This window comes from Streptosporangium heterodermiicola (assembly GCF_051390675.1).
Taxonomy (GTDB): Bacteria; Actinomycetota; Actinomycetes; order Streptosporangiales; family Streptosporangiaceae; genus Streptosporangium.
This window is the reverse complement of the sequence record NZ_JBPJSR010000013.1, coordinates 268,995-295,626: the sequence shown is the minus strand read 5'-3', so window position 1 is coordinate 295,626 and position 26,632 is coordinate 268,995. Positions and strand designations below refer to the sequence as shown.

Annotated in this window: 22 protein-coding genes; 8 read left to right on the top strand and 14 right to left on the bottom strand. The window is 72.5% G+C overall.

Annotated features, from left to right (window positions below):
- Nucleotides 1–231 precede the first annotated feature (231 nt).
- Nucleotides 232–765, bottom strand: coding sequence for an alpha/beta fold hydrolase (locus tag ACSC1Q_RS27525; protein WP_436761578.1), 534 nt, complete (start codon nt 763–765; stop codon nt 232–234).
- A gap of 80 nt (nt 766–845) precedes the next feature.
- On the opposite strand from ACSC1Q_RS27525, the gene ACSC1Q_RS27520 reads away from it, so the two are divergent.
- The 3 genes from ACSC1Q_RS27520 to ACSC1Q_RS27510 all read left to right on the top strand — a co-directional run bounded on the left by ACSC1Q_RS27520 (nt 846) and on the right by ACSC1Q_RS27510 (nt 3,457).
- Nucleotides 846–1,238, top strand: a complete 393-nt coding sequence (locus ACSC1Q_RS27520) for an RNA polymerase sigma factor (RefSeq protein ID WP_436761577.1) — start codon at nt 846–848, stop codon at nt 1,236–1,238.
- A 59-nt stretch (nt 1,239–1,297) separates the two neighbouring features.
- Nucleotides 1,298–1,990 carry a maleylpyruvate isomerase family mycothiol-dependent enzyme gene (locus ACSC1Q_RS27515; protein ID WP_436761576.1) on the top strand — a complete coding sequence of 231 codons (693 nt, stop codon included), beginning with the start codon at nt 1,298–1,300 and terminating at the stop codon, nt 1,988–1,990.
- 429 nt (nt 1,991–2,419) lie between these two features.
- The gene (locus tag ACSC1Q_RS27510; protein ID WP_436761575.1) at nt 2,420–3,457 is read left to right on the top strand and encodes an aldo/keto reductase; all 1,038 of its coding nucleotides are present in this window, start codon (nt 2,420–2,422) and stop codon (nt 3,455–3,457) included.
- On the opposite strand, the gene ACSC1Q_RS27505 is transcribed toward ACSC1Q_RS27510, so the two are convergent.
- The 4 genes from ACSC1Q_RS27505 to ACSC1Q_RS27490 all read right to left on the bottom strand — a co-directional run bounded on the left by ACSC1Q_RS27505 (nt 3,437) and on the right by ACSC1Q_RS27490 (nt 6,628).
- Complete coding sequence (locus ACSC1Q_RS27505) at nt 3,437–3,841, bottom strand: sensor histidine kinase (RefSeq protein ID WP_436761574.1); 405 nt, start codon at nt 3,839–3,841, stop codon at nt 3,437–3,439. The two genes, ACSC1Q_RS27510 and ACSC1Q_RS27505, sit on opposite strands and share 21 nt — an antisense overlap.
- Before the next feature lie 137 nt (nt 3,842–3,978).
- Nucleotides 3,979–4,842: an ABC transporter permease gene (locus ACSC1Q_RS27500; RefSeq protein WP_436761573.1), complete on the bottom strand. Its 864-nt coding sequence runs from the start codon at nt 4,840–4,842 to the stop codon at nt 3,979–3,981.
- A complete protein-coding gene (locus tag ACSC1Q_RS27495) occupies nt 4,839–5,840 on the bottom strand; it encodes an aliphatic sulfonate ABC transporter substrate-binding protein (RefSeq protein ID WP_436761572.1) in 1,002 nt (333 codons plus the stop codon). Before ACSC1Q_RS27495 ends, ACSC1Q_RS27500 begins: the two co-directional genes overlap by 4 nt.
- Complete coding sequence (locus ACSC1Q_RS27490) at nt 5,837–6,628, bottom strand: ABC transporter ATP-binding protein (RefSeq protein ID WP_436761571.1); 792 nt, start codon at nt 6,626–6,628, stop codon at nt 5,837–5,839. The genes ACSC1Q_RS27495 and ACSC1Q_RS27490 overlap by 4 nt, the downstream gene beginning before the upstream one ends.
- 444 nt (nt 6,629–7,072) lie before the next feature.
- On the opposite strand from ACSC1Q_RS27490, the gene ACSC1Q_RS27485 reads away from it, so the two are divergent.
- Both ACSC1Q_RS27485 and ACSC1Q_RS27480 read left to right on the top strand, forming a co-directional pair.
- Complete coding sequence (locus ACSC1Q_RS27485) at nt 7,073–8,296, top strand: SfnB family sulfur acquisition oxidoreductase (protein WP_436761570.1); 1,224 nt, start codon at nt 7,073–7,075, stop codon at nt 8,294–8,296.
- 52 nt (nt 8,297–8,348) lie between these two features.
- The gene (locus ACSC1Q_RS27480; RefSeq protein WP_436761569.1) at nt 8,349–9,506 is read left to right on the top strand and encodes an LLM class flavin-dependent oxidoreductase; all 1,158 of its coding nucleotides are present in this window, start codon (nt 8,349–8,351) and stop codon (nt 9,504–9,506) included.
- Nucleotides 9,507–9,679: 173 nt separating this feature from the next.
- On the opposite strand, the gene ACSC1Q_RS27475 is transcribed toward ACSC1Q_RS27480, so the two are convergent.
- From ACSC1Q_RS27475 to ACSC1Q_RS27465, 3 genes are all read right to left on the bottom strand, one after another.
- Nucleotides 9,680–10,507, bottom strand: coding sequence for an MBL fold metallo-hydrolase (locus ACSC1Q_RS27475; RefSeq protein ID WP_436761568.1), 828 nt, complete (start codon nt 10,505–10,507; stop codon nt 9,680–9,682).
- A 123-nt stretch (nt 10,508–10,630) separates the two neighbouring features.
- A complete protein-coding gene (locus ACSC1Q_RS27470; protein WP_436761567.1) occupies nt 10,631–11,374 on the bottom strand; it encodes an alpha/beta fold hydrolase in 744 nt (247 codons plus the stop codon).
- Between the two features lie 92 nt (nt 11,375–11,466).
- Complete coding sequence (locus ACSC1Q_RS27465; RefSeq protein WP_436761566.1) at nt 11,467–12,459, bottom strand: helix-turn-helix transcriptional regulator; 993 nt, start codon at nt 12,457–12,459, stop codon at nt 11,467–11,469.
- Between the two features lie 190 nt (nt 12,460–12,649).
- Between ACSC1Q_RS27465 and ACSC1Q_RS27460 the strand changes: the two genes are divergently transcribed.
- Both ACSC1Q_RS27460 and ACSC1Q_RS27455 read left to right on the top strand, forming a co-directional pair.
- On the top strand, nt 12,650–13,408 hold the full coding sequence (locus ACSC1Q_RS27460) for a DeoR/GlpR family DNA-binding transcription regulator (protein WP_436761565.1): 759 nt from the start codon (nt 12,650–12,652) through the stop codon (nt 13,406–13,408).
- A 16-nt stretch (nt 13,409–13,424) separates the two neighbouring features.
- Nucleotides 13,425–14,594 (top strand): MFS transporter, encoded by a 1,170-nt coding sequence (locus ACSC1Q_RS27455; protein ID WP_436761564.1) that lies wholly within the window; start codon nt 13,425–13,427, stop codon nt 14,592–14,594.
- 280 nt (nt 14,595–14,874) lie between these two features.
- Here ACSC1Q_RS27455 and ACSC1Q_RS27450 read toward each other — a convergent pair whose 3' ends face one another.
- A complete protein-coding gene (locus ACSC1Q_RS27450; RefSeq protein ID WP_436761563.1) occupies nt 14,875–18,492 on the bottom strand; it encodes an AAA family ATPase in 3,618 nt (1,205 codons plus the stop codon).
- Between ACSC1Q_RS27450 and ACSC1Q_RS27445 the strand changes: the two genes are divergently transcribed.
- Nucleotides 18,389–19,654, top strand: coding sequence for a GTPase family protein (locus tag ACSC1Q_RS27445; protein ID WP_436761562.1), 1,266 nt, complete (start codon nt 18,389–18,391; stop codon nt 19,652–19,654). The genes ACSC1Q_RS27450 and ACSC1Q_RS27445 overlap by 104 nt on opposite strands.
- A gap of 307 nt (nt 19,655–19,961) precedes the next feature.
- Here ACSC1Q_RS27445 and ACSC1Q_RS27440 read toward each other — a convergent pair whose 3' ends face one another.
- The 5 genes from ACSC1Q_RS27440 to ACSC1Q_RS27420 form a co-directional block, all read right to left on the bottom strand.
- Nucleotides 19,962–21,530: a glycoside hydrolase family 13 protein gene (locus ACSC1Q_RS27440; RefSeq protein ID WP_436761561.1), complete on the bottom strand. Its 1,569-nt coding sequence runs from the start codon at nt 21,528–21,530 to the stop codon at nt 19,962–19,964.
- A gap of 40 nt (nt 21,531–21,570) precedes the next feature.
- The gene (locus ACSC1Q_RS27435; protein ID WP_436761560.1) at nt 21,571–22,551 is read right to left on the bottom strand and encodes a carbohydrate ABC transporter permease; all 981 of its coding nucleotides are present in this window, start codon (nt 22,549–22,551) and stop codon (nt 21,571–21,573) included.
- A gap of 16 nt (nt 22,552–22,567) precedes the next feature.
- Complete coding sequence (locus ACSC1Q_RS27430) at nt 22,568–23,485, bottom strand: carbohydrate ABC transporter permease (RefSeq protein ID WP_350976152.1); 918 nt, start codon at nt 23,483–23,485, stop codon at nt 22,568–22,570.
- A 71-nt stretch (nt 23,486–23,556) separates the two neighbouring features.
- Nucleotides 23,557–24,930: an ABC transporter substrate-binding protein gene (locus tag ACSC1Q_RS27425; RefSeq protein WP_436761559.1), complete on the bottom strand. Its 1,374-nt coding sequence runs from the start codon at nt 24,928–24,930 to the stop codon at nt 23,557–23,559.
- Nucleotides 24,931–25,415: 485 nt separating this feature from the next.
- Complete coding sequence (locus tag ACSC1Q_RS27420; protein ID WP_436761558.1) at nt 25,416–26,450, bottom strand: LacI family DNA-binding transcriptional regulator; 1,035 nt, start codon at nt 26,448–26,450, stop codon at nt 25,416–25,418.
- Between the last annotated feature and the right edge of the window lie 182 nt (nt 26,451–26,632).

The window sequence follows — 26,632 nt, the reverse complement described above, 5'->3', positions numbered from 1 at the left end:
ACACCATCGAACTCCACGACGACCGCACGCCGCGACACGTGGCCGGCCGTCATCGGTCCCGCCTGCCCACCGGAGACACCGGCATCTCTCACGCCTTCCCTCTGGCCCGTCGCGGCGGCCCGGAAGGCCGCGCGACTCCCTTTCGGCGACCTTCCCGGCTGGTTCCGCGGCGGGACGCCGACGAGGAGCACTCGTCCGGGAATCTCGTGTCCGGCCGGTCGCCTCGCGAGGCTAGAGATCACGCGCCGAATCCGTCAAGGTTTCGCGCGTGTTTTCGGCTGTTAAAAAATGCCGCATCCTCATAGTGAGCGGGGAAGAGCCGGGCGCGCCCCCTGTTCCGGGAAGGCACGTGGCGGACGCTTCCAGGGCCTTGACGTTGTCGTGGCCGCGGGCGGCGTTGGTGATGGCCGCGCCGCCGTAGGAGTGGCCGACCATGATGACCGGGCCGGGGATGGTGTCGACGACGCTGGAGACGTAGTCCGCGTCGGCGGCCAGGTCGCGCAGCGGGTTGGCGGGGGCGATCACCGGGAAGCCGGCCGCCTGCAGGGCGGCGATGGTGGCGTTCCAGCCGGAGGCGTCGGCGAACACCCCGTGCACCAGCACGACCGTGGGTTTGGCCGTCGTGCCCGCCGTCGTGCCCGGCGTGCCCTTCACCGCGGACGGCGCCGCCGCCGAGGCGGGCGCGACGGGACCGGTCATGCCGAGCGTTAGGGTCAGCGTGGCGAGCAGCAGGCTCAGGCCGCGGCGCTGGGAACGGATGGTCATGGCGGTGTCTCCTCGGGTTCGTACCGGTAGGGCGTCGGTTACGGCACGAGCATCGGCCGCCGCGGGGTCGCCGCGAAGGGGTGCAGGCCGCGATCGCCGCCCTGCACGACGAGGCCGAGGACGTCGCGACCACCGACTGGCCGCAGGTCGTGGCCCTGTACGACGTGCTGCTCGCCCCCGTGCCGTCCCCGGTGGTCGCGCTGAACCGGGCCGCGGCGGTGGCGATGCGCGACGGGCCGGAGGCGGGCCCGGCGCTGCTCGACGGGCTGGCCGGCGAGCCCCGGCTGCGCGACCACCACCCCTACCCGATGGCACGGGCGGAACTGCTGCACCGGCTCGGACGCCTCCCCGAGGCCGCGGCGGCCTACCGCGAGGCGCTCGACCTGGTCGGCACCGAACCCGAACGGGCGCACCTGCTGCGCAGGCTCGGCGCGGCCGAGACGTCCGATCCCGGCGGCACGGCCGGCACCTGACGGCGGGCCCCCTCCCGGCCGCCGCCGTCACCCGCTCATCCGACCGAGAAGAGCCGTACATGGACGACGAAGAGATCTTTTCCTGGACAGTGGACGAACGGCTCGGCCTCGCCGCCCTCCTCGGCGGGCTCGACGACCACGAGTGGACGGTGGCCTCCCTCTGTCCCGGCTGGACGGTGCACGACGTGGCCGCTCACATGACGCTCTCCACGCACACGCTGTTCCTCGACACGCTCAGGCGTGTGGTCCGGACGCGTGGCGACATCAACCGGGTCTTCGCCGACCAGGCGCGGGACCAGGCGGCCAGGTTCGGGCCCGCGGAGCTCGTCGCGCAGCTCCGCGGGACAGCGGGCTCACGGCGCCGCGGGCTCGGCTCCCGCCCGCTGGACACGCTCGTCGACGCGCTGGTGCACGGGCAGGACATCGCGCGCCCGCTCGGGCGGGTACGGGAGATGCCCGCCGAGCGGGCGGTCGCGGGGCTCGGCCGCGTCCTGGGTACCGGCTTCTACGGCGCTCCCAGGCGTCTGCGCGGTACGAGGCTGGTCGCCACCGACCTGGACTGGTCGGCGGGCGAGGGCCCGGACGAGGTCCGGGGCCCGGCGGGTGATCTCCTCCCGGTGGCGACCGGGCGGGCCGCGGGGCTCGCGGGCCTGTCCGGGCCGGGTGCCGAGCGGGTCGCGGCGGCATTGCAGGCGGAAGCGCTGCAAACGGGGACGCTGCACACCAAAACGGTGTGGACGGGGACGTTGTAGACGGAGACCCCGTCCGCCGCATGTGCGGGCCATCGCCTCCACCGCCTCCACCGCCTCCTCGCGGAGCCTGGAGCCGGGAGCCGGCGGCGGGATGCGACACCGGGAGACGGGGCAGCAGACGGAGCCGGGAGACGGGGCCGGGATGCTCACCGGGATCGTGGCCCTGCCGGGGCCGGTCTCGGTGCGGCCTTCCCGGGGGTGGTCCCGGCTGCCAGGCTCGAACCCATGAGCGCGTTCACCGGCGGCGAGATCGCGTGCCTGACCGGCCGGCCACCGGGACGCCTCGCCACGGTTCGCGAACCGCCCGGCCCGGTTCCGGCTTCCCGGCCACGACCTGTCTCCCGGCTCCGACCGGCGGGATTCCGGGCACGGCCTTGCGGGACCCCGGGCACTGCCTTCACGAACACCGACCACCAGAAAGGACCTTCCTTGCGTTACCGACCGCTGGGCCGTACCGGACTGCGGGTGTCAGAGCTGTTCTTCGGCGCGATGACCTTCTACGAGCGCGGCGGCGCCGACGTGCCGCGGGAGTACCGGGCCATGCTCGACACCTACGCCGAGGCCGGAGGCAACGTCGTCGACACGGCCTCGGCGTACGGCGACAGTGAGGAGATCCTCGGCGAGCTCCTCGCCGGGCGCCGGGACCGCTTCGTCGTCGCCACCAAGTACACGCTCTCCCGCGACCGCACCGACCCGAACGCCGCAGGCAACCACCGCAAGAACCTCACCCTGTCCCTGGAGCGCAGCCTGCGGCGGTTGCGGACCGACCACGTCGACCTGTACTGGGTGCACCTGTGGGACCGCCACACCCCGGTGGAGGAGACGATGCGGGCGCTGGACGACGCCGTGCGCGCCGGGAAGATCCTCTACGTGGGCGTCTCCAACGCCCCGGCGTGGCTGGTCAGCCGCGCCAACACCCTGGCGGAGTGGCGGGACTGGACGCCGTTCGCGGGCCTGCAGGTGCCGTACAACCTGCTCGGGCGCGACGTCGAGCGGGAGCTGCTGCCGATGGCCGAGGCGTTCGGGATGAGCGTGGCCGCGTGGGGGCCGCTCGCCGGCGGCGTGCTGTCCGGGAAGTTCACCGGCCCGGCGGCCCCGGAGGCGGGAGGGGCCACCCGGGTCGATCCCGGCTCCCTCACCGCACGCGACCACACGGTCTCGGGTGCCGTACGGGAGGTCGCGGGCGACCTGGGCGTCACGGCGGCCCAGGTGGCGATCGCCTGGACCCGCGCCCGCTTTCCCGCCGTCCACCCGATCGTCGGCGCGAGGGACGTCGAGCAGCTCACCGACAACCTGGGCGCGGTCGACGTCGTCCTCCCCGGGGAGGCGGTCCGGCGCCTGGAGGCGGCGACGGGGTTCGAGGTGGGGTACCCCGGCGACTTCATCGCCGAGTGCGAGGCCGGTCCGCAGGCGTTCGGCGAGGCGCCCGCGGAACCCCGCGTCCGCTCACGGCTCTCCGGGCCGTAGGTCCCCGGGAACCGGCGCGTCCCACCTCGGGTCCCGATGTCCGGCGAACGCCACGACGAGTTCCAGCCCGCCCCCCGGGCTGGGGCTCGCCCGTACGCCGGCCCCGTGCGCCCTCGCGATCGACGCGACGATCGACAACCCGAGCCCGGCGCCCTGCCCACGGGTCGTGTGCAGCCGCCTGAAGGGCTCGAAGAGGTCGCAGAAACGTTCCTCCGGCACCTCCGGGCCGGTGTTCGTGACGGTCAGGACCCCGTGGGCGAGCGTCACCTCGGCGGTCCCGCCGGGACGGTTGTGACGGACCGCGTTGCCGACGAGGTTGGTGACGAGCCGGTTCAGCAGGATCGGGCCGCCGTGGACGACGAACGGTTCCGTCCGTGCCGTCACGGTGACGTCGCCGGTGCCCCGTCCCGCAGGCCTTCGAGGACGACCGTCCCCCAGGATGAAAAGGCTCGCGGGAAGAAGGTCACTCGATCTCACGAGCGGGACGGTGGATCGCGGGCACCGTCACGCGGCGGCGGTCCTCAGAACCTGTCCCGGACGACGCGCCGCTCGACCAGTCCCAGTACGGCGTCGGCGGTCTTGCCGAGCAGGGCGAGCAGCAGGATGGACAGCAGGAGGATGTCGGTGCGGCCGGTGTTCTGGCTGTCGATCAGCAGGAAGCCGAGTCCCATCGAGGAGGCGATGAGCTCGGCGGCGACCAGGAACAGCCACCCCTGGGCCAGTCCCAGCCGGAGGCCGGCGAACACCGCGGGCGCGGCGGAGGGCAGCCTGATCCGGACGAGCAGCCTCACCCCCCGCAGGCCGTACGCCCGCCCGGCCTCCACCAGGTGCGGATCGACGTGCGTCAGGGCCGTGAACACCGTGGTGTAGACGGGGAAGAACGCGCCGATCGCGACCAGGACGATCTTCGGTCCCTCGCCGATGCCCAGCCAGAGCACCAGCAGCGGCACCCAGGCCAGGGAGGGCACCGCGCGCAGCGCGGCGACGCTGGGCGACAGCAGGGCCCTGACGGGCGCCGACAGCCCGACGGCCGCGCCGAGCGCCAGGCCGAGGCAGGCTCCGGCGGCGAAGCCGAGCAGCACCCGCTGCCCGCTGATCGCGACGTGCAGCCACAGCTCGCCCCGCCGTACCAGCTCGCCCAGCGCGGCCAGCACGGCCGAGGGCGGCGGCAGCTGGCTCTGGGTGAAGAGCCCGGCGGCGGTGGCCGCCTGCCAGGCGGCCAGCGCGGCCACCGGTACCAGCAGCCCGGCGGCCGGCCCGGCCCGGCGCGGCCCCTTCCCGGACCCCGGCCGCCTCCCCCTGCGCTCGGGAGCGGCGTCCTCCGTTTCTCCCGCGGTGTCCCCCGCTCCGGGGTCCGGGGAGCGCCTCCGGGTGACGAGGCTCACGACGAGCTCGCCTTCTGGGCGAAGGCGGGCTCGAACAGCGAGTCGAGCGCCGCCCTGGCCTCCGCCTCGGAGCGCACCTGGTTCTCCTCGACGAGGGTGGGCAGGATGCGCTCCAGGACGGCGCGCTGGTCGGCTCCCGGCACCGGGCTCAGGCCGAACTCGGTCCGCTCCTTCAGCACGACCCCGGCGACCTCGGGCGTCAGCTTGGCCTCCCGCGCCAGCAGGGCGACCGTCTCGTCCGGGTGCTCGCCGACCCACTTCCGGGCGCGCTCGTAGGCGTCGGCCACGGACTGCACGAGCTCCGGGTGCTCCTTGACGAAGTCCTCGCGGGCGTTGAGGAAGCCGTAGGAGTTGAACGAGGGCTCGCGGTGGATGAGGGTCGAGCCGGACTCGATCTGGCTCTGCGCCATGAGCGGGTCCAGGCCCGCCCACGCGTCCACGTCGCCGCGCTCCAGCGCGGTCTTGCCGTCCGCGTGCTGCAGGTTGACCACCTCGACGTCCGTACCGGCCAGGCCCGCCGCCTTCAGCGACTGGAGCAGGAAGAAGTAGGGGTCGGTGCCCTTGGTCGCGGCGATCCTCTTCCCCTTGAGCTGGGTCACCTTGGTGATCGGCGAGCCCTTCGCCACCACGAGGGCCGCCCACTCCGGCTTGGTGTAGACGGTGACGGCCTTGATGGGCGTGCCGTTTGCGCGCGCCTGCAGCGCGGCGGCACCGGCGGTGGAGCCCAGGTCGATGGCGTCGCCGCGCAGGTTCTCGTTGGCCTTGTTGCTGCCCGCCGACAGCACCCAGGTGACCTTGGTGCCCTTCAGGCCCTGCTCCAGCCAGCGCTGCTCGCGGATCACCAGGCTGAGCGGGTTGTAGTAGGCGTAGTCGATCCGCAGTTCCCCCGCGGCCGGGGCCGCGGCGGTGGCGTCCTCGCCCGCGACGCAGCCGGTGGCCAGGCTCGCGAGCAGGACGGGCAGCAGGACGGCGCGCGGGAGGGCACGGCGGGAGATCATCGGGTGGGCTCCTTGACAGCGGAGGGACGGGGGACACCGAGGCGTTCCAGCAGATCGGCGCGGAGGGCGGCGAGTTCGGGGTGGCCCCGGTCCCGGGGGCGGGGATGCGTCACGCCGAGCGTGGTCACGACCGTGGCCCCCTCCCGCCCGGCCTGGCCGCCGAGCAGGACCACGCGGTCGGCCAGGTGCAGCGCCTCGTCGACGTCGTGGGTGACGAGCAGCACCGTGGTGCCCGATTCGCGCTGCACGTCGGCGAGCAGGTCCTGCATGCGCAGCCGGGTGAGCGCGTCGAGGGACGCGAACGGCTCGTCGAGCAGCAGCACCCCCGGCTCGCGGGCCAGCGCCCTGGCCAGGGCCGCGCGCTGGGCCATGCCGCCCGAGACCTGCCGGGGCCGGTGCCGGTGGAAGCGGTCCAGGCCGACCACGTCCAGCCAGCGGCGCACCACCTGCCGTCCGGTGGCCCCGCCGGTCGCCCTGGGCAGGCCGAGGGCGACGTTGCCCGAGAGGTCGAGCCACGGCAGCAGCCGGGGTTCCTGGAAGACCACGGCACACCGCTCGTGCACGTCCCGTACGGCGGCACCGTCCACGAGCACCTCGCCCCGCGTCGCCCGGTCGAGCCCGGCCACCAGCCTGAGCAGGGTGGACTTGCCGCATCCCGACGGCCCCAGGATCGCCACGATCTCCCCCGGCGAGACGTCCAGGTCCACGTCGCGCAGGACGACGTGGTCGTCGAACGCGCGGCCGACCTCGCGAAGGGCGACGCCCGCCGCGTTCACCACCCGCTCCACGCGGGGAGGACGGTCACGAGAACGGCCCGGGCGGGCTCACGAGCATGGGGTCTCCTCCGGCGCCATCCACATCAGATAATACCTATATAAAAAGGAGGAAAAGTGGGAAAATGTCAACTCTTCCCCCGGCCGATGATCACGAGGTCCGCCGGCGACCCGGGGAGAGCGCGCGAGGCCCCCGGGGTGACGCCCCTCCCGGCCCTCGTACGGCACGGCGCGCGACACGTGGCACGAAAGACGGCGGGGCACGACGCACGGCGCGACGCACAGCGCCCGGTACGCGGGGTGACGTACGGGTGACGCGCGGCACTCGACACCCCCGCGAGCGGCGCCCCGGCCACCCGGCCACCCGGCCGCCACCCGCCCGCCACCAAAGCGGATATTGTCTACCATTTATGCAGGAATTAGGGTGATCCTAACGTGACGCGCAGAACGGACACCGGTATGAGTATCGACAGCACAACGCCCCAGGCACCCGGCCTGCCGGGGGCGCATGTGATCGCCGATGACGCGGAGGCGGTCGCCGTGGCCCGCGCGCTGGCGGCCGAGTTCGCGACCGGCGCCGCCGAGCGCGACGCCGGGCGGCTGCTGCCCGTCGCGGAACTGGACCGGCTCTCCGCGAGCGGGCTGCTCGCGATCACCGTGCCACGCGAGCACGGCGGCGCGGGCGTGGGCGCGGGAACCCTCGCCGAGGTGGTGCGCCTGCTGGCCGCCGCCGACCCGAACATCGCGCAGATCCCGCAGAGCCACTTCGTCTACGTCAACGTGCTCCGCCGCCAGGGCACTCCCGAGCAGCGCAAGTTCTTCTTCGGCGAGGTGCTCGCCGGTGCCAGGCTCGGCAACGCGCAGTCCGAGGCCGGTACCAAGCACGTGCAGGACTACCGCACGCGGCTGGTGCCCGACGGCGAGGACGGCTTCCTGCTGCGCGGGGTGAAGCACTACAGCACCGGCGCGCTGTTCGCGCACTGGATCCCGGTGCTGGCCAGGCACGAGGACGAGACGCTGCACGTGGCGTACGTGCCCAGGGACGCCGACGGGCTGACGGTGATCGACGACTGGGCCGGGATGGGCCAGCGGACCACGGCCAGCGGCACCGTGCGCCTCGACGACGTGCGCGTGCCCGCGAACCGCGTGGTTCCGCACCACCTGACGTTCACCGGACCGCAGCTGCACGGCGCGGTGGCCCAGCTCCTGCACGCCGCGATCGACGTCGGCATCGCCGGCGGGGCGCTCGCGGAGGCGCTGGAGTTCGTCCGCACCAAGGCGCGGCCCTGGTTCGAGAGCGGGCTGGACAGCGCCGCCGAGGACCCGCTCGTCATCCAGCGGGCGGGCGAACTGACGGTCAAGGTGCGCGCCGCGGAGGCGCTCCTCGCCGCGGCCGGCCGGGAGGTGGACGCGGCGGCGGCGGACCTGACCGAGGAGTCCGCCGCCGCCGCGTCCATCGCGGTGGCCACCGTGAAGGCGTACGTCGACCCGGTCGCGGTCGAGCTGGGCAGCGCGGTCTTCGAGCTGGGCGGCACCCGCGCCAGCCTGGACGGCCTCAACCTGCACCGCCACTGGCGCAACGCCAGGACGCACACGCTGCACGACCCGGCCCGCTGGAAGATCCAGCACATCGGCCGCTACGCGCTCAACGGGCAACTCCCGCCCCGCCACGGCCTGCTCTGACCCCTCTCGCGCCCATCTCGCCACGAAGACGGCGACCGACGACGGAAGTGCCATGACAAACCTGACGTTCCACTGGTTCCTCCCCACCTACGGCGACAGCCGCGACATCGTCGGCGGCGGCCACGGCCTGCCCGCGGGAGCGGCCGGCGGCGCCCGCCCGGCCACGCTGGCCTACCTGCGGCAGATCGTGCACGCCGCCGAGCACCTCGGCTTCGTCGGCGCGCTGACGCCGACCGGCGCGTGGTGCGAGGACGCCTGGCTGACCACGGCCATGCTCACCGAGACCACAGAACGGCTGAAGTTCCTCGTCGCCTTCCGGCCCGGCCTGGTCACGCCGACCCTGGCCGCGCAGATGGGCGCCACCTTCCAGCGGCACTCGGGCGGGCGCCTGCTGCTCAACGTCGTCACCGGCGGCGAGAGCCACGAGCAGCGCGCGTACGGCGACTTCCTGGACAAGGACGCCAGGTACGCGCGGACCGACGAGTTCCTGCACATCGTGCGGGCGCTGTGGCGCGGCGAGAGCGTCGACTTCACCGGGGAGCACCTGCGGGTCGAGGACGCGAGGCTGAACCGGGTCCCCGACCCGGTGCCGGACATCTACTTCGGCGGATCCTCCCCGGCCGCCGGCCGGGTCGCGGCCCGGCACGTGGACGCGTACCTCACCTGGGGCGAGCCGCCCGCGGCGGTCGCCGAGAAGGTCGACTGGGTGAACGGCCTGGCCGCGGCCGAGGGCCGCACGCTGCGGCAGGGCATCCGGCTGCACGTGATCAGCAGGGACACCGGCGACGAGGCGTGGGCGCAGGCCCGCAGGCTGCTCGACGGCATCGACCCGGCCACGATCGAGAAGGTGCAGGCGGGCCTGGCCCGCAGCGAGTCCGAGGGCCAGCGGCGGATGCTCGCCCTGCACGGCGGCAGCCGCGACGGTCTGGAGATCTCCCCCAACCTGTGGGCCGGGGTCGGGCTGGTCCGCGGCGGCGCGGGCACCGCGCTGGTCGGCAGCCACACCGAGGTGGCCGACCGGATCGAGGAGTACGCCCGCCTGGGCATCACCGAGTTCATCATGTCGGGCCATCCGCACGTGGAGGAGGCGTACTGGTTCGGCGAGGGGGTGCTGCCGATCCTGCGAGCGCGCGGGTTGTGGGAGCACCCCGACGCGGCGCCCGCGCACGAACCGGCCTCGATCCCGTTCGCGTCCACCGGGTCGAGCTGAGCGACGTCCCGCTTCTCGTCCCGATGTCCCTGACTCCCTGACTCCCTGATTCCGCGCGACGCGGGCCTCGCGCTGTTCAGAGACCCGCGTCTCCCGGGAGAGGACGCCGCGCGCCACCCCGGCCGGTCGGCGTTCCGCTCGTTGCCCTCGTTCTCCGGTCCCGGTGTCGCCGGTCAGCCCTGATCGCCCACGTCGCCCACGTCGCCCACGTCGCCCTGGTCGCCCAGGTCCAGGCGGTCGGCGAGCCCGGCGGCGGTGAAAGCGGCCACCAGGTCCTCGCGGCCCTCGGTGAAGTGTGCCCAGCCTTCGTAGTGGACGGGGACCACCCGGCGGGCGCCGAGGATCCCGGCGGCCTCGGCGGCCTGGGCGCTGTCGAGGACGATCGGCGCGCCGCCGAAGAGGGCGGGGAAGCGGGGGGCCCCGGCGAACAGGATGGCGGTGTCCACCGGGCCGGAGCGCCCGGCGATCTCCTTCACCACGTCGAGCGAGGCGTTGTCGCCGCTGACGTAGACCGTGGGCAGGCCCTCACCGGTCAGGACGAATCCGACGACCTGGCCGGTGATCGGTTCGACCTCCTCGCGTGCGCCGGGCCCGTGGACGGCGGGCACGCCCGTCACGGTGATCGTGCCGCCGCCGGGGCGGTCCAGCTCGACCGGCTCCCAGTCGGCCAGCCCCCTGGCCTCGCCGCCCAGGCGCCGCCCGCCGTCAGGCGTGGTGAGAGTGAGCGGGACGTCGGCGAGCAGTGCCCGGCCGGAGTCGTCGAGGTTGTCGGGATGCTCGTCGTGGGAGAGCAGGACCACGTCGACGCGGCCGAGGTCGGCGGGGCCACCGGAGGAGGACGCGGTCTTGGTCAGGACCCTGCTGCCCTCCCTCGGGTAGTCGCCGGGCGCGTCGAAGGTGGGGTCGGTGAGGAACCTCAGGCCTCCGTAGTCGAAGAGGGCGGTCGGGCCGCCGAAGACGCGGACGGGAACCTGCTCATGGGTCGTGCCGGCAGCGGCCACGGAGAACTCCTCACGGATGGGTGCTTGTCTGTCCGTGAAGGACGGTAGTTGTTTCTCACGGACACCGGGGGCCGGAAGGGGAGGCTCGCCCCACGGCGCGGACCAGTTACGGACCAGACGCGATCAGGTGAGGTGTTCGAGGATCAGGGCGGTGATCTCTTCCGGACGCTCCATGCTCGGCAGGTGCCCGGCCCACTCCAGGTGCACCGCCGTCACCGAGGCCAGCTCCGCCGCCAGATGGCGGGCCGTCATCTGGAAGTAGGGCAGGTCGTGGGCGCCGCTGACCACCAGGGCAGGCATGGTCACCCTGGTCAGGTCGATCTCCCCCTCCAGCTGTGACGGCTCGGGATCGGCGGCGAGCTGGACCTCGAAGGCGTGGCGCTGCATGGCCGCCTGCCGGGCGCGGGTCTCCTCGCCGGCCTCGGGGCCGAGCCAGGTGCGGGCGTTGAGCTCGACGGCGGCCTCGACCTCCCCCGCCTCCAGCAGCCGGTCCTCCTCCTCGCCGAACGCGGTGAGGTCGGGCGTGGGCTCCAGCCCGCAGCCCGGGTTGAGCAGCACCAGCCGGGAGACCAGGGCCGGATGGGCGGTGGCCACCTCCAGCGCGACCCGGCCACCGTAGGAGGACCCGACCAGCGCGGCCCTCTCCACCGCGAGCGCGGCGAGCAGGTCCGCCACGTCACCGGGGTCGGAGTAGGGGGTCTCGGAGGCGTACGGCGTGCGACCGTAACCTCGCAGGTCAGGCCGGATCACCCGGAAGCGGGCGGTCAGCGCCTCCCACTGCGGGTCCCACATCCGCGAGTCGGCGGCACTGGAGTGCAGCAACACCACGGTGTCGCCCGCTCCCCCGTCGTCGTACGCGAGCGTCATCGGGCCACCGGAAAACGAGGGTCGCCCACGGCGAGAAGTGACATCCGGCCATCGTCGCGGTCGCCGCCGGTGTTCGCAATCGGTTAAAGGGATCAGCCGGGATCGGCGGGGCCCGTGGCGTACAGCGTGGCGAGGTCGGCGACGGTGGTGGCCATCCGCTCGCGCAGCTCCGGCGGCTCCAGCACCTCGATGTCGGCGCCCAGGCGCAGCAGCTGCCAGTGGGCGTGCCTGGTGGACTCCGTCGGCAGGCGCAGCACTACCCAGCCGTTCTCGTCGGGCGGCCCCGCCTCGGCGAGCGCGGCATCGACGACCTCGGCCCCGACCGTGTGGCTCAGCATCCCCTCGGTGCCGGGCGCCATCCGTACCACGGCCTCGCCGGTGTGCATCCGCTCGCGGAAACCGGCGGCGTAGGCCTGCCAGAAGGCGGGCAGGTCGAAGTCGGCGGGGCGCTCGAAGTGGCCCGCCGCGAGCTCGGCGCTCACGATCCGCGACACCCGGTAGGTGCGCGGCCCCCCTTCCCCGGCGGTCGCCACCATGTACCACGCCCCGCCCTTGAGGACCAGCCCGTACGGGTGGGCGAGCCTCTCGACGTCGCGGGGACCCCAGCGCCGGTAGGTCATGCGCAGCGGCCGCTGCTCCCACACCGCCTCGGAGACCTCCCCGAGGAAGGGGGCCGGGTCGGCGTCGCGGTACCAGCCGGGGACGTCCAGGTGGAAGCGCTCGCGCATCCGGGCGGCGTGGAAGCGCGGCTCGGGGGGAAGCGCGGCGAGCATCTTCAGCTCGGCGTTGGCCGCGACCTCGGCCAGCCCCAGGTCGGCGGCGGGACCGGGCAGCCCGGCCAGGAACAGCGAGGACGCCTCCGCTGCGGTCAGGCCGTTGAGCCGGGTGCGGTAGCCGTCCAGCAGGCGGTATCCACCGGCCGGGCCGCGGTCGGCGTAGACCGGCACCCCGGCCGACGACAGCGCCTCCACGTCGCGGTAGACCGTGCGGACGGAGATCTCCAGCTCCCCCGCCAGCTCGGTGGCCGTCATCCGTCCCCGGGTCTGCAGGAGCAGCAGGAGTGAGAGCAGCCGGCTCGCGCGCATGACGGCCATTCTCCCCCACGTCCGTCCGTCCGTTTCGCACGTCCGCCCGGTACGCCCGGTACGCCCGCCACGCCCCTTCGCCTCGCGGGGTTGTCCGCGTGTCCGTTTCGCGCGTTCGTCTCGCGCCTCTGTCCTGCGCCGTTGTCCCGGCCGTTTGCCAATCTCACACACTCCATGTTCAAATGAACACGTGGAAGGCAACAATCGCATTCGCGCGATCATGTCGGCGCTGCGGGCCAGCGACGTCGTCTCGGTCGCGGAGCTGGCGGTCGAGCACGCCGTGTCGGAGATGACCATCCGCCGCGACCTCGACGAGCTCGCCCAGCAGGGCGTGGTCCGGCGCGTCAGGGGCGGCGCGGTGAGCCTGCTGCTGCGCGGCGACGAGCCGCCCTTCGGGGTGCGCGAGCGCGAGGCGGTGGAGGCCAAGCGGCGGATCGCCGCCGAGGTCGCGGCCCTGCTCGCCGACGGTGAGGCCGTGCTGCTCGACAGCGGCACCACCTCCCTGGAGATCGCGCGCGTGATCCGCGACCGCCGCCTGACGGTCCTGCCGCTCTGCCTGCAGTCGGCCACCGAGCTGAGCGCGGCCTCCCGGATCCGCCTGGTGCTCCCCGGGGGCGAGGTCCGCCCCGGCGAGCTGAGCTTCACCGGCCCGCTCACCGAGAGCGCCATCCGGTCCCTGCGCTTCGACACCGCGGTCATCGGCTGCTGCGGCCTGTCCGCCGAGCACGGCCTCACCGCCCACGACCTCTCCGACGTCGCCGTCAAACAGGCGGCGATCGCCTCCGCCCGGCGCGTGATCGTGGCCACCGACTCCGGCAAGTTCACCCGCACCGCGTTCGGCGCGGTCTGCCCGCTGGACCGCCTCGACATGGTCGTCACCGACACCGCGCTGCCCCCCGCCGAGCACGACGCCATGATCGCGGCAGGCGTCGCCGTCCGCACCGTCTGACTGGAGCCCTTCCCCCATGCACGTCACCACCCTCGACCGGGCCACGCTGCTACGCGGCCGGGTCGCGGTCTACCTGCTCTTCCTGCTCTCGGGCATGGCCATCGGCACCTGGACGGCACGCATCCCGTCGATCAAACAGGGATTGGGGCTGAGCGAGGGCGAGCTCAGCCTCGGGCTGCTCGGCATCGCCGCCGGGGCGATCGCCGGCATGCAGGTGGTCGGCCGCCTGGTCGACCGCCACGGCAGCGTCAAGGTGATGCTGCCGATGGCCTTCGCCCAGAGCCTCGTGCTGGTCCTGCCCGCCCTCATGCCGAACCTGGCCGGCCTCGCCGTCGCGCTGTTCGCCTTCGGCGCGGTGCACGGCACGCTGGACGTGGCGATGAACGCCAACGCCGTCGAGATCGAGCAGGCCGTCGGCCGTCCGATCATGTCGTCCTTCCACGCCGTGTTCAGCATCGGCGGCTTCCTCGGCGCCGCCACGGGAGGGCTGCTCGCCCAGGCCGCCCTCAGCCCGGGGGCGACGTTCGCCGCGGTCGCCGCCGTGATCGTCGCGCTCGCGCTCTGGGCCGCCCGCTGGGCGCTGTCCCTGACCGCGCACTCCGCCCCCACCGGGACCGGACCGGCGACCGGCGGGGGCGGCGGGGTGCTGCTGCTGGGCGTCCTGGCCTTCTGCTGCATGATCGGCGAAGGGGCCGCGGCCGACTGGAGCTCGGTCTACCTGAGCGAGAGCCTCAACAGTTCCGACGGGTTCGCCGCGGCCGCCTACGCCGCCTTCTCGATCATGATGACCGCGGGCCGTCTCGCCGGCGACAGGCTGGCCACCCTGCTGGGGCCGGTCAACCTGGTGCGCGCGTGCGGGGCGCTGGCCGCCTCCGGGCTCGGCCTGGGCCTGCTCGCCGACCACCAGATCGCCGCGGTGATCGGTTTCGGCTGCTTCGGTGCCGGCCTGTCCTGCATCGTCCCGCAGGTCTTCTCCGCGGCCGGCAGGCGCGACCCGGCCCGGGCCGGGAAGGCGCTGGCCCGGGTGGCGAGCCTGGGCTACGTGGGGTTCCTCAGCGGGCCCGTGCTGATCGGCGGCGCCGCCGAGCTGATCGGCCTGCCCCGCGCGCTGGCCATCCCCGCCCTGCTGGCTCTCTTCGTGGCCCTGGCGGCGCGGGCGCTCAGGAGCCCGCCCTTTACAAAGTAGATCAAATGCGGCTCCCGTCCCGTCCCGGCCGGAAGCCGAGGAGGTGGCGGAGTGGCGCGGAGCGGCTGGGCGCGACGTGGGGCCGCAAACCGGCTCACCACGAGCCGGGGCGTGTGCCCGTTCCCCGGGCCGTCCTCGGGCGCGGAACGCGGATCACGGGGTCATGGCGTTACGGCGTCGTGGGGTCACGGGATTGTCGTGGGGTCACGGGATTAGGGGGTCACAGCAGCGCGGATCACAGCAGGGCAGGTCACAACAGTGCAGGTCACAGCAACGCGGATCACAGCAGTGCCAGCGCCTGGGCGGCGACCCCGGCCATGCCCAGGCGCTCGGCCAGGCGCAGCGCGCGGCGGAGCAGGTGGGCGACCTCCCCCCCTGCCGTCCCCTCGGCCGTCCCCGCCCCAGCCGCCGCCGTCCCCACAGCCGTCCCCGCCACCTCGTGTCCAAACCGCTCGGGGTTCTCGAAGGCGTCCCCCGGCACCTTCCCCGGGGCGGGCGCGCCGCCTCGCAGGCGCAGCGCCCTGGCGCGGTCGAGGTGGAGGTGCGCGATCAGCGGCGAGGCGGCGCCGGCGAGCGGGAGCGCCTCGTCGAAGCACCGCAGCGCCTCCTCGGCGTCCCCCTCGGCCAGCGCGAGCAACCCGAGATAGCGGTCCGTCGGCCCCAGCAGGACCGTGGGCCACCCGGCGAGCGCGATCTGCCCCCGATGGGCCGACAACCGCTCCCGCACGAGGGCGGCGCACCGCGACAGTTCGGGATCGCCGTGGCCCGCCTCGATGAGGAGCGCGCACGACTCGGCCAGCAGCGCCAGCGTCGGGACCGACCACCCGTCGGGCGGCAGCGCGCCGAGATCGGAGGTCTCCCGGAAGAACGCCCGCAGCCGGTCCCTCGCGTCCTCGTGCCCGCCGATCTCGCAGAGCGCCAGGACGAGCGCCGCGCGCCAGATCGGGAAGTACTCGTACTCGGCCACCTGCCGGGCGAGCCCGGAGCCGAAGAGCTCCCCCAGCCGTCCCTGCTCGCGCAGCAGCCAGTAGTGCTGCCCGATCAGGGTCTGCCGCAGGGTGTCGGCGGACACCGCCCCGCCCTCCCCCTCCCCCTCCTTGTCGGGATCCTCCAGCTGCCTCCACTCGGCCAGGACGCGCTCCTCGGCGCGGCCGAACTCCCCGTGCCACACGTCCATCAGCGTGTCGAGGGTGGTCTGCAGCCAGGGGCCGAAGACCCGGTGGTTGCGCGCGACGTGCCTGCGGTGACCGGCCACGGTGGCGGCGGCCTCTCTCAGGCGGCCCAGCCTGAGCTGGTCGATCGTGAGGGCGACCATGGCCTCGCTGCGGAAGTGCGCGGACGCCGCCCGGACGCTCGCCTCCTGGAGCCGCTCGGCGATGTCCAGCAGCTCCTCCGGGGGCGCGAAGTCGTACAGGCCCCATCTGCACTCGTTCAGCACCTCGCAGCGGATGAGCGGCCCGGCGCCTGACTCCTCCAGCTCGCGCAGCGTCGCGCGGGCCAGCTCCACCCCGGGCCGCAGGCCGGCGTACGTGGGGTTGAGGCTGTCGCTGACCGCCATCGTCCGCTTGTGGGCGAGGTGCGCCTGCAGCTGCAGCCGCAGCGCCACCGCCTCGTCGCCGGTGTCGTCGCGGAGCGCCTCCAGGCTGCCGCTCAATACGTGCAGCAGCTGCCTGTCGGCCTGCCCGGGGTCCGACCAGCGGCGTGCCAGCCTGATCGCCGCCACCGCCGCGAGCCTCGGCAGCTTCTCGCCGTCGCGGTGGGCCCGCAGGTACTGGAGCTCGGCCTCCCGCAGGTCACCGGCGTCGTTGCGGGCGTCCCCCAGCGTGATCAGCAGGCCCACCCGGGTCTCGGCGTCGCAACGCAGCCCCAGGCCGGTCAGCGCCCACGTGATCGCCCCCTCGGTGGCGAAGCCGCGCTGCTGGGCCCGCGCGGCGCCGAGGCAGGCCGCGGCGACCCGCTCCTGCGGCAGATCGCTCCCCGAGGAGCGGGCGTGTTCGGCGACGCGGACCGGCAGCGCCGGGTCGATCCAGCCGTCCCCGGTCGTCCTGGCCAGGTGCTCGTCCAGGATCTCGAACGCCCTGCGGTGCAGCTCCATGGCGAGCGCCGGGTGGCGCCCCAGCTCCTGGAGCAGGCTCTCCCTGGCCGTGTCGTGGCCGAAGCGCAGCCCCTGGTGGTCCAGGACCGTCCCGGCCGTCACGGCCACCGCGCGCCTGCGGTTCGCCTCCCGGGCGTCGAGTTCCAGCATGCCCGCGACGAGGTCGGGGTCGATCTCCCGGCCCAGGGCGGTGACGGCCGCGGCGGCGAGCCAGCGGAACATCGGGCTGGAGGCGGTGTCGTGGCGCGGGAGGTCACGGGGAAGGTCGCCGGTCTCGGTGATCCGGCACAGGTCCAGCGGCAGCCCGCCGGTCTCGCCCACGGCCCTGCCGGTCTCCTCGCGCGTCGGTTCGCGGCCCCACGTCGCGCCCAGCCACTCCGCCACCTCCTCGGCCCCCAGCCGGGACAGGGCGAGCACGTCCATCCGCCCGTGCCAGCGCGACGGCTCGGAGCGGTCGGTGAGCACGAAGCCGACGGGGGCGTCCCCGAGGGCCTCGCGCACGTTGTGCAGCAGCTCCTCGGCGTCGGAGCGCAGCAGGTGGGCGTCGTCGAAGGCGACCAGGAGACCGGTGCCCGCGGTCAGGCGCAGCAGGGAGACCAGGAGGGCGACCAGGCGCCGCGGGTCGCGTTCGTGGCCGGGCCCGCCGAGCGAGACGAACAGGCCCGCCGACATCAGGCCCTCCAGCGTCTCGCGCTCCTCGGTGCCGATCGGGACGGCCGGGCCGGCCAGGTCGCGCCGCAGGTCCTCCCAGAGGGTGCCGACCAGCAGCCGCCACGGCTGCAGGTCGCCGAGCTCCTGGCACGGGACGGTCACCATGCGCACCCTCGGGGGCAGCAGCACGGCCAGCTCCTCCACCAGCCTGGTCTTGCCGACCCCGGGGACCCCGCAGACGGCCAGGGCGACCGGCTCGCCGCGTTCGAGCCGCCCGGCCAGCGCGGAGAGCAGCAGGACCTCGTCCCTGCGGCCGATCAGGGCGCGCGGGCCGCCGTGGCCGTAGGCGCGGGCGGCGGGGGACGGCGACGGCGGGCGGCCGAGGCCGTGCCCGCGCAGGGCCAGCAGGTCCTGGGCCCGGCTCACCGCGTCGTCGCCCGGGGAGATCGCGCGGCGCCGCTCGATCAGCTCCCTCGCGGTGACCGCTCCCTCGTCGCGCAGGGTGATGAGGAAGCGCAGCAGCCACAGCGGCCCGCTGTCCTCCTGGCCCTCGGCGGCGACCTCGCCGCTCTCTCCGGTGAGGAACGCCGCGTCGCCCAGCAGGTCGAGCCGGATGGCGACGCGGGCGACGAGCCTGATCAGCTCCCGGCGCCGCTCCCGCAGCGTGGCGTGGTAGTTCTCGCAGACCCTGGGCGGGATCCAGCCGCCCGCCAGCGACGCGAACGGGTCGCCGGTCCACTCCCCGAGGGCCTCGCGCAGCGTCCGCAGGGACGCGGCGAGGTCGCCCCGTTCCAGCAGCGTCCGGCCGTCGCGCAGGTACGCCTCGAACCGCCGCGTGTCGACGGTGGCGGCGAGGCGGCCCGGCGCGTCCTCGACCAGCTCGTAGACGTGCGAGCGCCTGGCCCGCGGGATGTCCAGCCCGCTGCCGCGCAGCAGCCCGCGCAGCCGCGAGACGGGCGGCGCCACCTCCACGTGCCGGTCCGCGGAGGGTTCCGACAGGCCGGCGGCGAGGGCGGCCGGGGAGATCGGGCCGCGGGCGGAGACCAGCATGGCCAGCGTCTTCGCCAGCTGCGGGTTGATCTCCTGCGGCACCCCGTCGATCACGATGTCCACGGCACCGAACAACCTGATCTCGAAGCTCGCCACGTTCACCGCCCGGGGGGATCGATTCGTGTTCTTTCCGGCGACGGCTCCGGCTGCAAGGTCATCGCAAGGTTGTCCGCCCCATTGTGGAGACGAGCGTGGAAAGCAGCTCGAAGCGCTCGACAACGATGTCACAGGAGACGACCGCATGGCCAAGATCGAGGATTTTTCCATCGGCCCGCCGGGCGACGGCCCGCGGAGAAAGGCCAGGGAGAATGTCCGGCGCGAAAGAAGTGCTGAATCAGATAAACCACTAAGTGTGGCAATAATGGGACAAACAGGAGTAGGTAAGACGTCGCTCCTGAATTGCCTGTTCGGCACCGATCTCGCCGTCGGTCACGTCCGGCCGGTCACCCGCAGACCGGAGCCGGTCTCGGTGCCCGGCACCTCTGGCCACATGCTGACCTTCTGGGACATGCCGGGGATCGGGGAGTCCAGCGCCGCCGACGAGACCTACCTCGCCATGTACCTGGAGAGGCTGATCCAGTGCGACGTCGTCGTCTGGGCCTTCCACGCCGACAGCCGCTCCACCGCCTATGACGAGCAGTGCCTGAACGGGCTGCTGGAGGGTGTCGCGGTCGAGACGCGGCGGCTCATCATGAGCAAGCTGACCTTCGTCCTCACCAAGGCCGACACGCTCACCCCACCCCCGTGGATCTTCGACATGCGCGGGGAGCGGGGCACCTTCGGCCCCGGCGGCGCGCTCATGCGCCGCCTGGAGGAGAAGGCCGCCTACTACGAGAGCGTCTTTCTCGAACCCCGCGAGGACATCCTCCTCACGAGCACCTACGGCACCGGGGAGTTCACCGTCTCCGACGAAAGGCTCGGCTTCGACCGGCGCGGCGTCCACTATCGCGGCTATTTCTCGCAGAAGGTGTGCGACGCGTACTCGGAGCGCCATCCGGCGCACCGGGAGGTCTTCTCCCGCCTGCGCGACAACCATCGCGTGCTGCCCTGCTCGTCGCTGTTCAGGTTCAATCTCACCCGGCTGATGACCGGCGTCGTGAACAGGCTCGGCCCCACGGCCGTCTTCCGTTTCCGGCGCCTGCTGCAGGACGTGGACGAGCTCACCGGCGTGCCGGTGGCCACGGCGCGCACGTACGGCAACCTGATGATCTGGGACGGCGAGCGCGGCGCCAAGGCGTTCGACCTCACCGAGATCTCCCTCTGAGGACCCACGAGGACCCGGGCTCTTGGCGGGCGGCTCGCCGTGGCCGCGGAAGGGGACCCGCGGGCCGGACGGCGGGACGCTCCCGGCGCACCGTCCCGGCATGTCGTTCCGGGAGGCATGTCGTTCCAGGAGGAGGGAGAAGGGGGGCGGCCGCGCGCGACGGCGCCCCGCCGGGAGGGGAGACCCGGCGGGACGGGAACCTCGCGGGTGGCCGGCGCCGCCTGACCGGCCGGACGGGGTCCGGCCGGTCAGGGGCGCCCAGGACCGCCGGGAAGCCGGCGGCCCCGAGTCGGGGATCTCCGGAGGGTCAGGCCGTGCGGAGCCAGACGGCGGTGTCGGAGGGGAGCAGGTTCCCCTCCAGCGGGCCGCTGGCCAGCAGGACCGACTCGTGCTCGGGCAGGGAGACCGGCTCCTGCCCGAGGTTGACCACGCAGACCAGGCCCGACTCCCTGCGGAAGGCCAGCACCTCGTCCTGCGCGCCGCTCAGCCAGGTCAGCGTGCCGTCGCCGAGCAGTTCGCGGCGCAGGTGCAGCCCGGTGCGGTAGAGGGTGAACATGGACGTGGGGTTGGCGGCCTGCGCCTCTGCCGTCAGCGCCTTCCACTCCAGCGGCTGCGGCAGCCACGTCGGCCCGGCGCCGAACCCGAACGGCGGCTCGTCGCCCGACCACGGCAGCGGCACCCGGCAGCCGTCGCGGCCGTGGTCGGTGCGGCCCGAGCGGATCCAGATCGGGTCCTGGCGCAGCTCGTCGGCGATGTCCTCGACCTCCGGCAGGCCCAGCTCCTCGCCCTGGTAGACGTAGAGGCCGCCGGGCAGCGCCATCGCCAGCAGCGCGGCCGCCCGCGCCCTGCGCTCGCCGAGCACCGGGTCGGAGGGCATGCCGTGCTTGCGGTCGGCGTGGCTGAAGGAGGTGTCGGCCCTGCCGTACTTGGTCACCGGGCGGGTCACGTCGTGGTTGGACAGCACCCAGGTGGGGGGCGCGCCCAGCGGGATGTGCGTGGCCAGGGTGAGGTCGATCGAGCAGCGCAGCGCGGCCGCCTCCCAGGTGCACGCCAGGAAGTCGAAGTTGAACGCGGTGTGCATCTCGTCGGGGCGCAGGTACTGGGCGAACCGCTCCTGGTCGGGCAGCCACACCTCGCCGATCAGGATGCGGTCGGCGTACTCCTCGGCCACCCGGCGCCAGCCCCGGTAGATCTCGTGGACGCCGTCGAGGTCGGTGTAGGCCTCCTCGCCTCCCAGGCTGTCCATGTCCTTGACCAGCAGGGCGGCCGAGTCGATCCGGATGCCGTCCACGCCCCGGTCGAACCAGAACCGCAGCACGTCGTGGAACTCCTCGACGACCTCCGGGTTGTCCCAGTTGAAGTCGGGCTGCTCGGGGGCGAACAGGTGCAGGTACCACTCGCCGTCGGCGATCCGGGTCCACGCGGGGCCACCGAAGATCGACTTCCAGTCGTTGGGCGGCAGCTCGCCGCTCTCCCCCCGCCCCTCGCGGAAGTGGAAGCGCTCCCGCTCGGCGGAGCCCGGTCCGGCCTCCAGCGCCTGCAGGAACCACTTCTGCTGGTCGGAGCCGTGGTTGGGGACGATGTCGGTGATCGTCTTGATACCCAGGGCATGCGCCTCGGCGATGAACTCCTCCGCCTCGGCGAGCGTGCCGAACGATGGCTCGATGTCACGGTAATCGGCCACGTCGTACCCACCGTCGGCCATCGGCGACGGGTACCAGGGGTTGAGCCAGATCGCGCCGACGCCCAGGTCGGAGAGGTACGGCAGGCGCGCGCGGAGTCCCGCGAGGTCGCCGATGCCGTCGCCGTTGCCGTCGGCGAAGCTCCGGAGATAGACCTGGTAGATCGCGGCTCCCCGCCACCACGTTTCGGACATGCTGGAACAACTCCTTAGTAGTTGTTAGTGGGTGACGAGGTCAGCCCTTGAGGCTGCCGGCGGTGAGGCCGGCCATGATGCTGCGCTGGAAGATGAAGAAGACGATCATCGTCGGGATGCTCGCGATCACCAGCGCGGCGATCAGCACGTTCTGCGGCATCTGCGCCGAGAGCGAGGCGATGCCCACGCTGATCGTCATCTTCTCCCCGTCCGGCAGCACCAGCAGCGGCCAGACGAAGTCCTTCCAGACGTTGACCACGGAGAGGATGGACACCACCCCGAGGATCGGCCGGGAGACGGGCAGCACGATCGACCAGAGGATACGCACCGGTGAGGCGCCGTCGATCTGGGCGGCCTCCAGCAGTTCCTTGGGGATCGAGTCGAAGAAACGCTTGAGCAGGAAGATGAAGAACCCGTTGGCCGCGGCGGGCAGCCAGATCACCCAGGGGGTGTTCAGCAGGTCCCAGCCGAAGATCGGCATGTCCTTGACCGTCAGATAGGCGGGCAGCAGGATCACCATCGGCGGGATCATGAGCGTGGCCAGCATCAGGCCCAGGACCAGGTTGCCCAGCACCGGCCGCAGCTTCGACAGCGCGTAGGCGGCCGAGACGTCGATGGCGAGGGTGAACAGCAGGGCGCCGCCGGCGTAGATGACGGTGTTGGTGAGGAAGGTCCCCAGCTCCAGCTGGTCCCACGCCTCCAGGTACACCCCGAAGTCGAACGACGAGGGGAAGAAGCTCGGCGGGATCTGGGCGAGCTCCTCGGAGGTCTTGAGCGCGCCGGTGACCATCCAGTAGAGCGGGAACACGAACACGGCGGTGAACAGGAGCACCACCGCGGTCAGCACGACGCGGTAGATCCACCGCCCGTGCGGGGTGGTGAGGGTGTGCGGGGAGACCAGGCTCCGGAACTCCCTGGTCGGCTCCTTGACCTTGCGCGTCCGGCCGGTCTTCTTCGCGGAGCCCCGCTCCGGCGGCCGGGCGGGAGCCGGGCGACTTGGTTGAACGGTGAGGTTCGACATCGGCTCAGCTGCCTCCTTAGCTCTGGTTGTCCCGCGACAGGCGCAGGTAGAAGGCGGAGAACACCATCAGCACGACCATGAGCATCAGCCCGAGCGCGCCTCCGGCGCCGAAGTCGCCGAAGTTGAAGGCGTACTGGTACATGAGGTAGGCGACGGTGAGCGTCGCGTTCTCCGGGCCGCCGCCGGTGAGCAGGTACGGCTCGATGAAGACCTGCATGGTCGCCACGATCTGGAGCAGCAGCATGACCAGCAGGATGAGCCTGGTCTGCGGGATCGTCACGTGCCAGACCCGCTTGAAGAGCCCGGCGCCGTCCAGTTCCGCGGCCTCGTACAGCTCGCTGGGGATGCTCTGCAGCGCGGCGAGGTAGATCAGCGTGCCGGTTCCCAGGTTCATCCAGGTGGAGACGATGACGAGGGAGATCAGCGCGGTGTCGGTGGAGTCGAGCCAGCTCAGGGCCGGCAGGTGCGCCAGCTCCAGGATCTGGTTGAACAGGCCGGCGCCCGGGTCGTAGAACCACTTGAACAGCAGTACCCCGACGGCGGGCGGCAGCATCACCGGGAGGTAGACGATGAACCGCAGGTAGGCCCGCGCGTGTCGCAGCTCGTTCAGGACGATCGCCGCGACGAACGGGACGACGTAGCCGAACACGAGCGCCAGGCCGGTGAAGGCGAGGGTGTTGAGCCACGCGTCGACGAACGCCGAGTCCTCCGTCACGGTACGGAAGTTGTCCAGGCCGACCCAGGTGGGGTCGTCGACGAAGTTCGTCTGCTGGAAGCTGAGCAGGACCTCCCTCACCATGGGGTACCAGGAGAAGAAGGCGAAACAGATCAGCGCCGCGCACAGGAACCCGTAGGCGGTCAGGTTGCGTCGCAGCCCTCGCCGGAACGCTCCCGGCTTCCGCCGCCGTGGACCTTTCACGGTCATAGTGGTCATCGGTTGACTCCCGATATCAACATGAGTGTCGGGGTGCCGGCCGACGGGCCGGCACCCCGGGTGTCAGAAGGTCAGCTCGACTTCGCCAGCACCTTGTTCGCCTTGGCCTCGGCGTCGGCGAGGAGCTTGTCGATGTCGGCGTCCTGCCTGGTCAGCACCGCCGACATGGCCACGTCGAGGATCGCGTAGAGCTCCTGCGACTTCGGCGGCTCAAGCTTGTTCTGGATGGCCGCGGAACCCTCCACGAAGGGGGTGAAGTTCTCCACGGGGACGGTGGCGTTCGCCTTGCGCAGCTCGACGATCTCCTTGCCCGGCGCGGTGTCGCCGTACAGGTCGGGGATCGGCAGGCCGACGGGACGGCCCTGCTGCTTGCTGCGGGCGTAGTTGAACTGGCCCTGGCCGGGGGTCAGCTCGTGGAAGTTCAGCCACAGCATGGCGGCCTTGATCTTCTCGGGCGTGGCCTTGGGGTTGATCATGTAGCCGTCGCCGCCGCTGAGCGAGGCCTTGGCCTCGGGCAGGGCGGTGACCCCGTAGTCCTCGAACTTGCCCTTGAAGTCGTTGTTGACGGCCTGGACGACATCGGGAGCGCCGATCATCATGCCGAGCTTGCCGCCGCCCATCATCCGCATCAGGTCCTCCCACTGGAGGAGCTGCTTGGTGCCCATGCTGTTGTTGGTCCAGCGCATGGTCTTGAGGTTCTCCAGGACGGCCTTGCCCTCGGGGCTGTTGAAGGCCGCGGTCTTGCCGTCGGGGGCGACCATCTCGCCGCCGCGCCCGTAGAGGGAGGCCGCGAAGTGCCAGCCGCCGGTGTTGCCGGCGCTGTACTCACCGAAACCGACGTGCCCGGGGCCGAGGGCGCTGATCTTCTTGGCGGCCTCCTGCACCTCTGCCCAGGTCTTGGGCGGTGCGGCGGGGTCGAGACCGGCCTCGGTGAAGAGCTTGCGGTTGTAGACCAGGCCCATGGAGTAGTTGTTCCTGGGCAGGCCGTAGAGCTTCTCGCCCTCCTTGAAGGTGGCGAGGACGTCGGGCCGGATGTCGTTCAGCAGCTTGATGTCACCGACGTACGGGGTGATGTCGGCGGCCTGGCCCGCGGCGATGATCTTCTTGATGTCGGTGAAGTAAACGTAGAAGACGTCCTCCATCGAGCCACCGGCCAGCTTCGCCTGGAAGGTGTCCGGGTTGATGCAGGGGAAGGCGTCCTTGCTGTCGATCGTGATGTGCGGGTACAGCTTCTTGAAAGCTGCCACGTCCTCGTCCCAGCCGGTCCGCTCCAGCGGGTTGCTCTTCGGCGGCTGACAGCCGACGGAGATCGTGACCGGAGCGTCGGCCCCGGCGGCACTCGGCTTGGTTTCCGCGGCCTGTGATCCGCTGTCGTCGTTGCCGCACCCGGCGGCGGTGAGCGCGATGGCTGCGGCGAGCAGCATCGAGAGCTTGGGGGATTTCATCCGAGGCACTCCTTGGCGGGTCGGTTGCGAGAAACATATAGAGGCGTGCAGGAAGTAGCAAGAGCCCGTCAATTCAGATGCAAAAAAGTGACAGTGATCGATCGGCCATCTCCCGGAAACACCTCCGCCGCACGCGGGAACCCCTTCCCACCTGGGGCTACACGCACATGACACGGAGTGGAGTCATCCACTTGCGGGAAGATGCACGATGACGTCATCTTCCTGTCGAGATTTTTAGAGACGATCGCCGGGGAGACAGGAGATGGGGGCGCGGGTCCGGGGGCGGGCGCGGCACGGACACCGGGACGGCGCCGGGACGGGCCCGGCCGTGGGCCGGGACCACGGGGGGACGCCCGGACCTGGGGAAACGAGGGAGGGCCCGGACCCGGGAGGACACCGGCCGGAGGCGACCGGCCCGGCACCGGGGCCGTGTCAGAGCCCCACCGGAGCGACCCCGGGGCGGCCCCGAAACGGTCGCGGAACGGTCAGGCCGGGACGGCCCTGGGCGCCGCCGGGGCGGTGGAGGCGCGGACCACGAGCTCGGGGTCGAACAGCAGCTCGCCCCCCGGCAGGGCGGCGGTGTCGATCTGGGCGACCAGCAGGTCCACGGCCGCGCGGCCCATCGCCTCGATCGGCTGGCGCACCGTGGTCAGCGGCGGGTCGGTCCGGTTCATCATGGCCGAGTCGTCGTACCCGATCACCGAGACGTCGCGCGGCACCGCCAGCCCCTCGCGCCGGGCGGCGCGCACCGCGCCGAGCGCGAGCAGGTCGCTGCCGCAGATCAGGCCGGTGACGCCGCGCCGCACCAGCCGGGCGGCGGCGGCCTGGCCGCCCTCCATCGAGAACATGGCGTGCTCGACGAGACGTTCGCCGAAGTCCATGCCGTGCGCCCGCGCGTAGGCCGCGAACGTGTCCAGCTTGCGGCGCGACGGCATGTGGTCGGGAGGCCCGAGGAGCATGCCGACGCGCACGTGACCGAGGGCGCGCAGATGGCCGGCCGCCATCTCGGCGGCGGTGACGTCGTCGCAGGAGACCTGGGAGAAACCGAGGTGCCCGGCCGAGGCGTTCACCAGGACGGCGGGCAGGCGCCGCTCCAGGATGCGCTCGTAGTGCTCGTGGGAGGCGTCCCCGTCGGCGTACGCGCCTCCGGCGAAGACCACGCCCGAGACGTGCTGGGCCAGCATCAGGTCGACGTAGTCGGCCTCCTGCAGCCCGCCGGAGGTGCGCGTGCACAGCACGGAGGTGAACCCCTGCTGGGCGAGCGCCCCGCCGACGACCTCGGCGAACGCGGGGAAGATCGGGTTGTGCAGGTCGGGGAAGACCAGGCCGATCAGGCGGGCGCGGTCGCGGTGCAGCCGGGTCGGGCGCTCGTAGCCGAGGGCGTCGAGCGCCGTCAGCACGGCGTCCCTGGTCGACTCGGAGACGCCGCGCCTGCCGTTGAGCACGCGACTGACCGTCGCCTCGCTCATCCCGACCCTCTTGGCCACCTCGGCAAGCCTCCGCGTCATACCCGCAAGCATACGGCGGCTTTCGCAAGTGTTTACATCCGCTTTGCGGATCGGCGTCATACCGGCTCGCGGGGATGACGCGTCATGACAGTCCGAGATGCGGGCTTCATGCCCGGATGGAGGTGATTGCCGGACCTCACCTCGCCGTTCGCGCGACCTTGCCGCGCAGCTCAGCCTGCCCGGCGGGCCCGAAG

Bases quoted from the DNA above. Each gene is read 5' to 3' on its own strand.
- ACSC1Q_RS27515 (WP_436761576.1), top strand. From the start codon at position 1,298: ATGGACGACGAAGAGATCTTTTCCTGGACAGTGGACGAACGGCTCGGC.
- ACSC1Q_RS27485 (WP_436761570.1), top strand. From the start codon at position 7,073: ATGAGTATCGACAGCACAACGCCCCAGGCACCCGGCCTGCCGGGGGCG.
- ACSC1Q_RS27425 (WP_436761559.1), bottom strand. From the start codon at position 24,930: ATGAAATCCCCCAAGCTCTCGATGCTGCTCGCCGCAGCCATCGCGCTC.
- ACSC1Q_RS27440 (WP_436761561.1), bottom strand. From the start codon at position 21,530: ATGTCCGAAACGTGGTGGCGGGGAGCCGCGATCTACCAGGTCTATCTC.
- ACSC1Q_RS27445 (WP_436761562.1), top strand. From the start codon at position 18,389: ATGGCCAGCGTCTTCGCCAGCTGCGGGTTGATCTCCTGCGGCACCCCG.
- ACSC1Q_RS27465 (WP_436761566.1), bottom strand. From the start codon at position 12,459: ATGCGCGCGAGCCGGCTGCTCTCACTCCTGCTGCTCCTGCAGACCCGG.
- ACSC1Q_RS27420 (WP_436761558.1), bottom strand. From the start codon at position 26,450: ATGCTTGCGGGTATGACGCGGAGGCTTGCCGAGGTGGCCAAGAGGGTC.
- ACSC1Q_RS27455 (WP_436761564.1), top strand. From the start codon at position 13,425: ATGCACGTCACCACCCTCGACCGGGCCACGCTGCTACGCGGCCGGGTC.
- ACSC1Q_RS27430 (WP_350976152.1), bottom strand. From the start codon at position 23,485: ATGACCACTATGACCGTGAAAGGTCCACGGCGGCGGAAGCCGGGAGCG.
- ACSC1Q_RS27435 (WP_436761560.1), bottom strand. From the start codon at position 22,551: ATGTCGAACCTCACCGTTCAACCAAGTCGCCCGGCTCCCGCCCGGCCG.
- ACSC1Q_RS27470 (WP_436761567.1), bottom strand. From the start codon at position 11,374: ATGACGCTCGCGTACGACGACGGGGGAGCGGGCGACACCGTGGTGTTG.
- ACSC1Q_RS27480 (WP_436761569.1), top strand. From the start codon at position 8,349: ATGACAAACCTGACGTTCCACTGGTTCCTCCCCACCTACGGCGACAGC.
- ACSC1Q_RS27525 (WP_436761578.1), bottom strand. From the start codon at position 765: ATGACCATCCGTTCCCAGCGCCGCGGCCTGAGCCTGCTGCTCGCCACG.
- ACSC1Q_RS27495 (WP_436761572.1), bottom strand. From the start codon at position 5,840: ATGATCTCCCGCCGTGCCCTCCCGCGCGCCGTCCTGCTGCCCGTCCTG.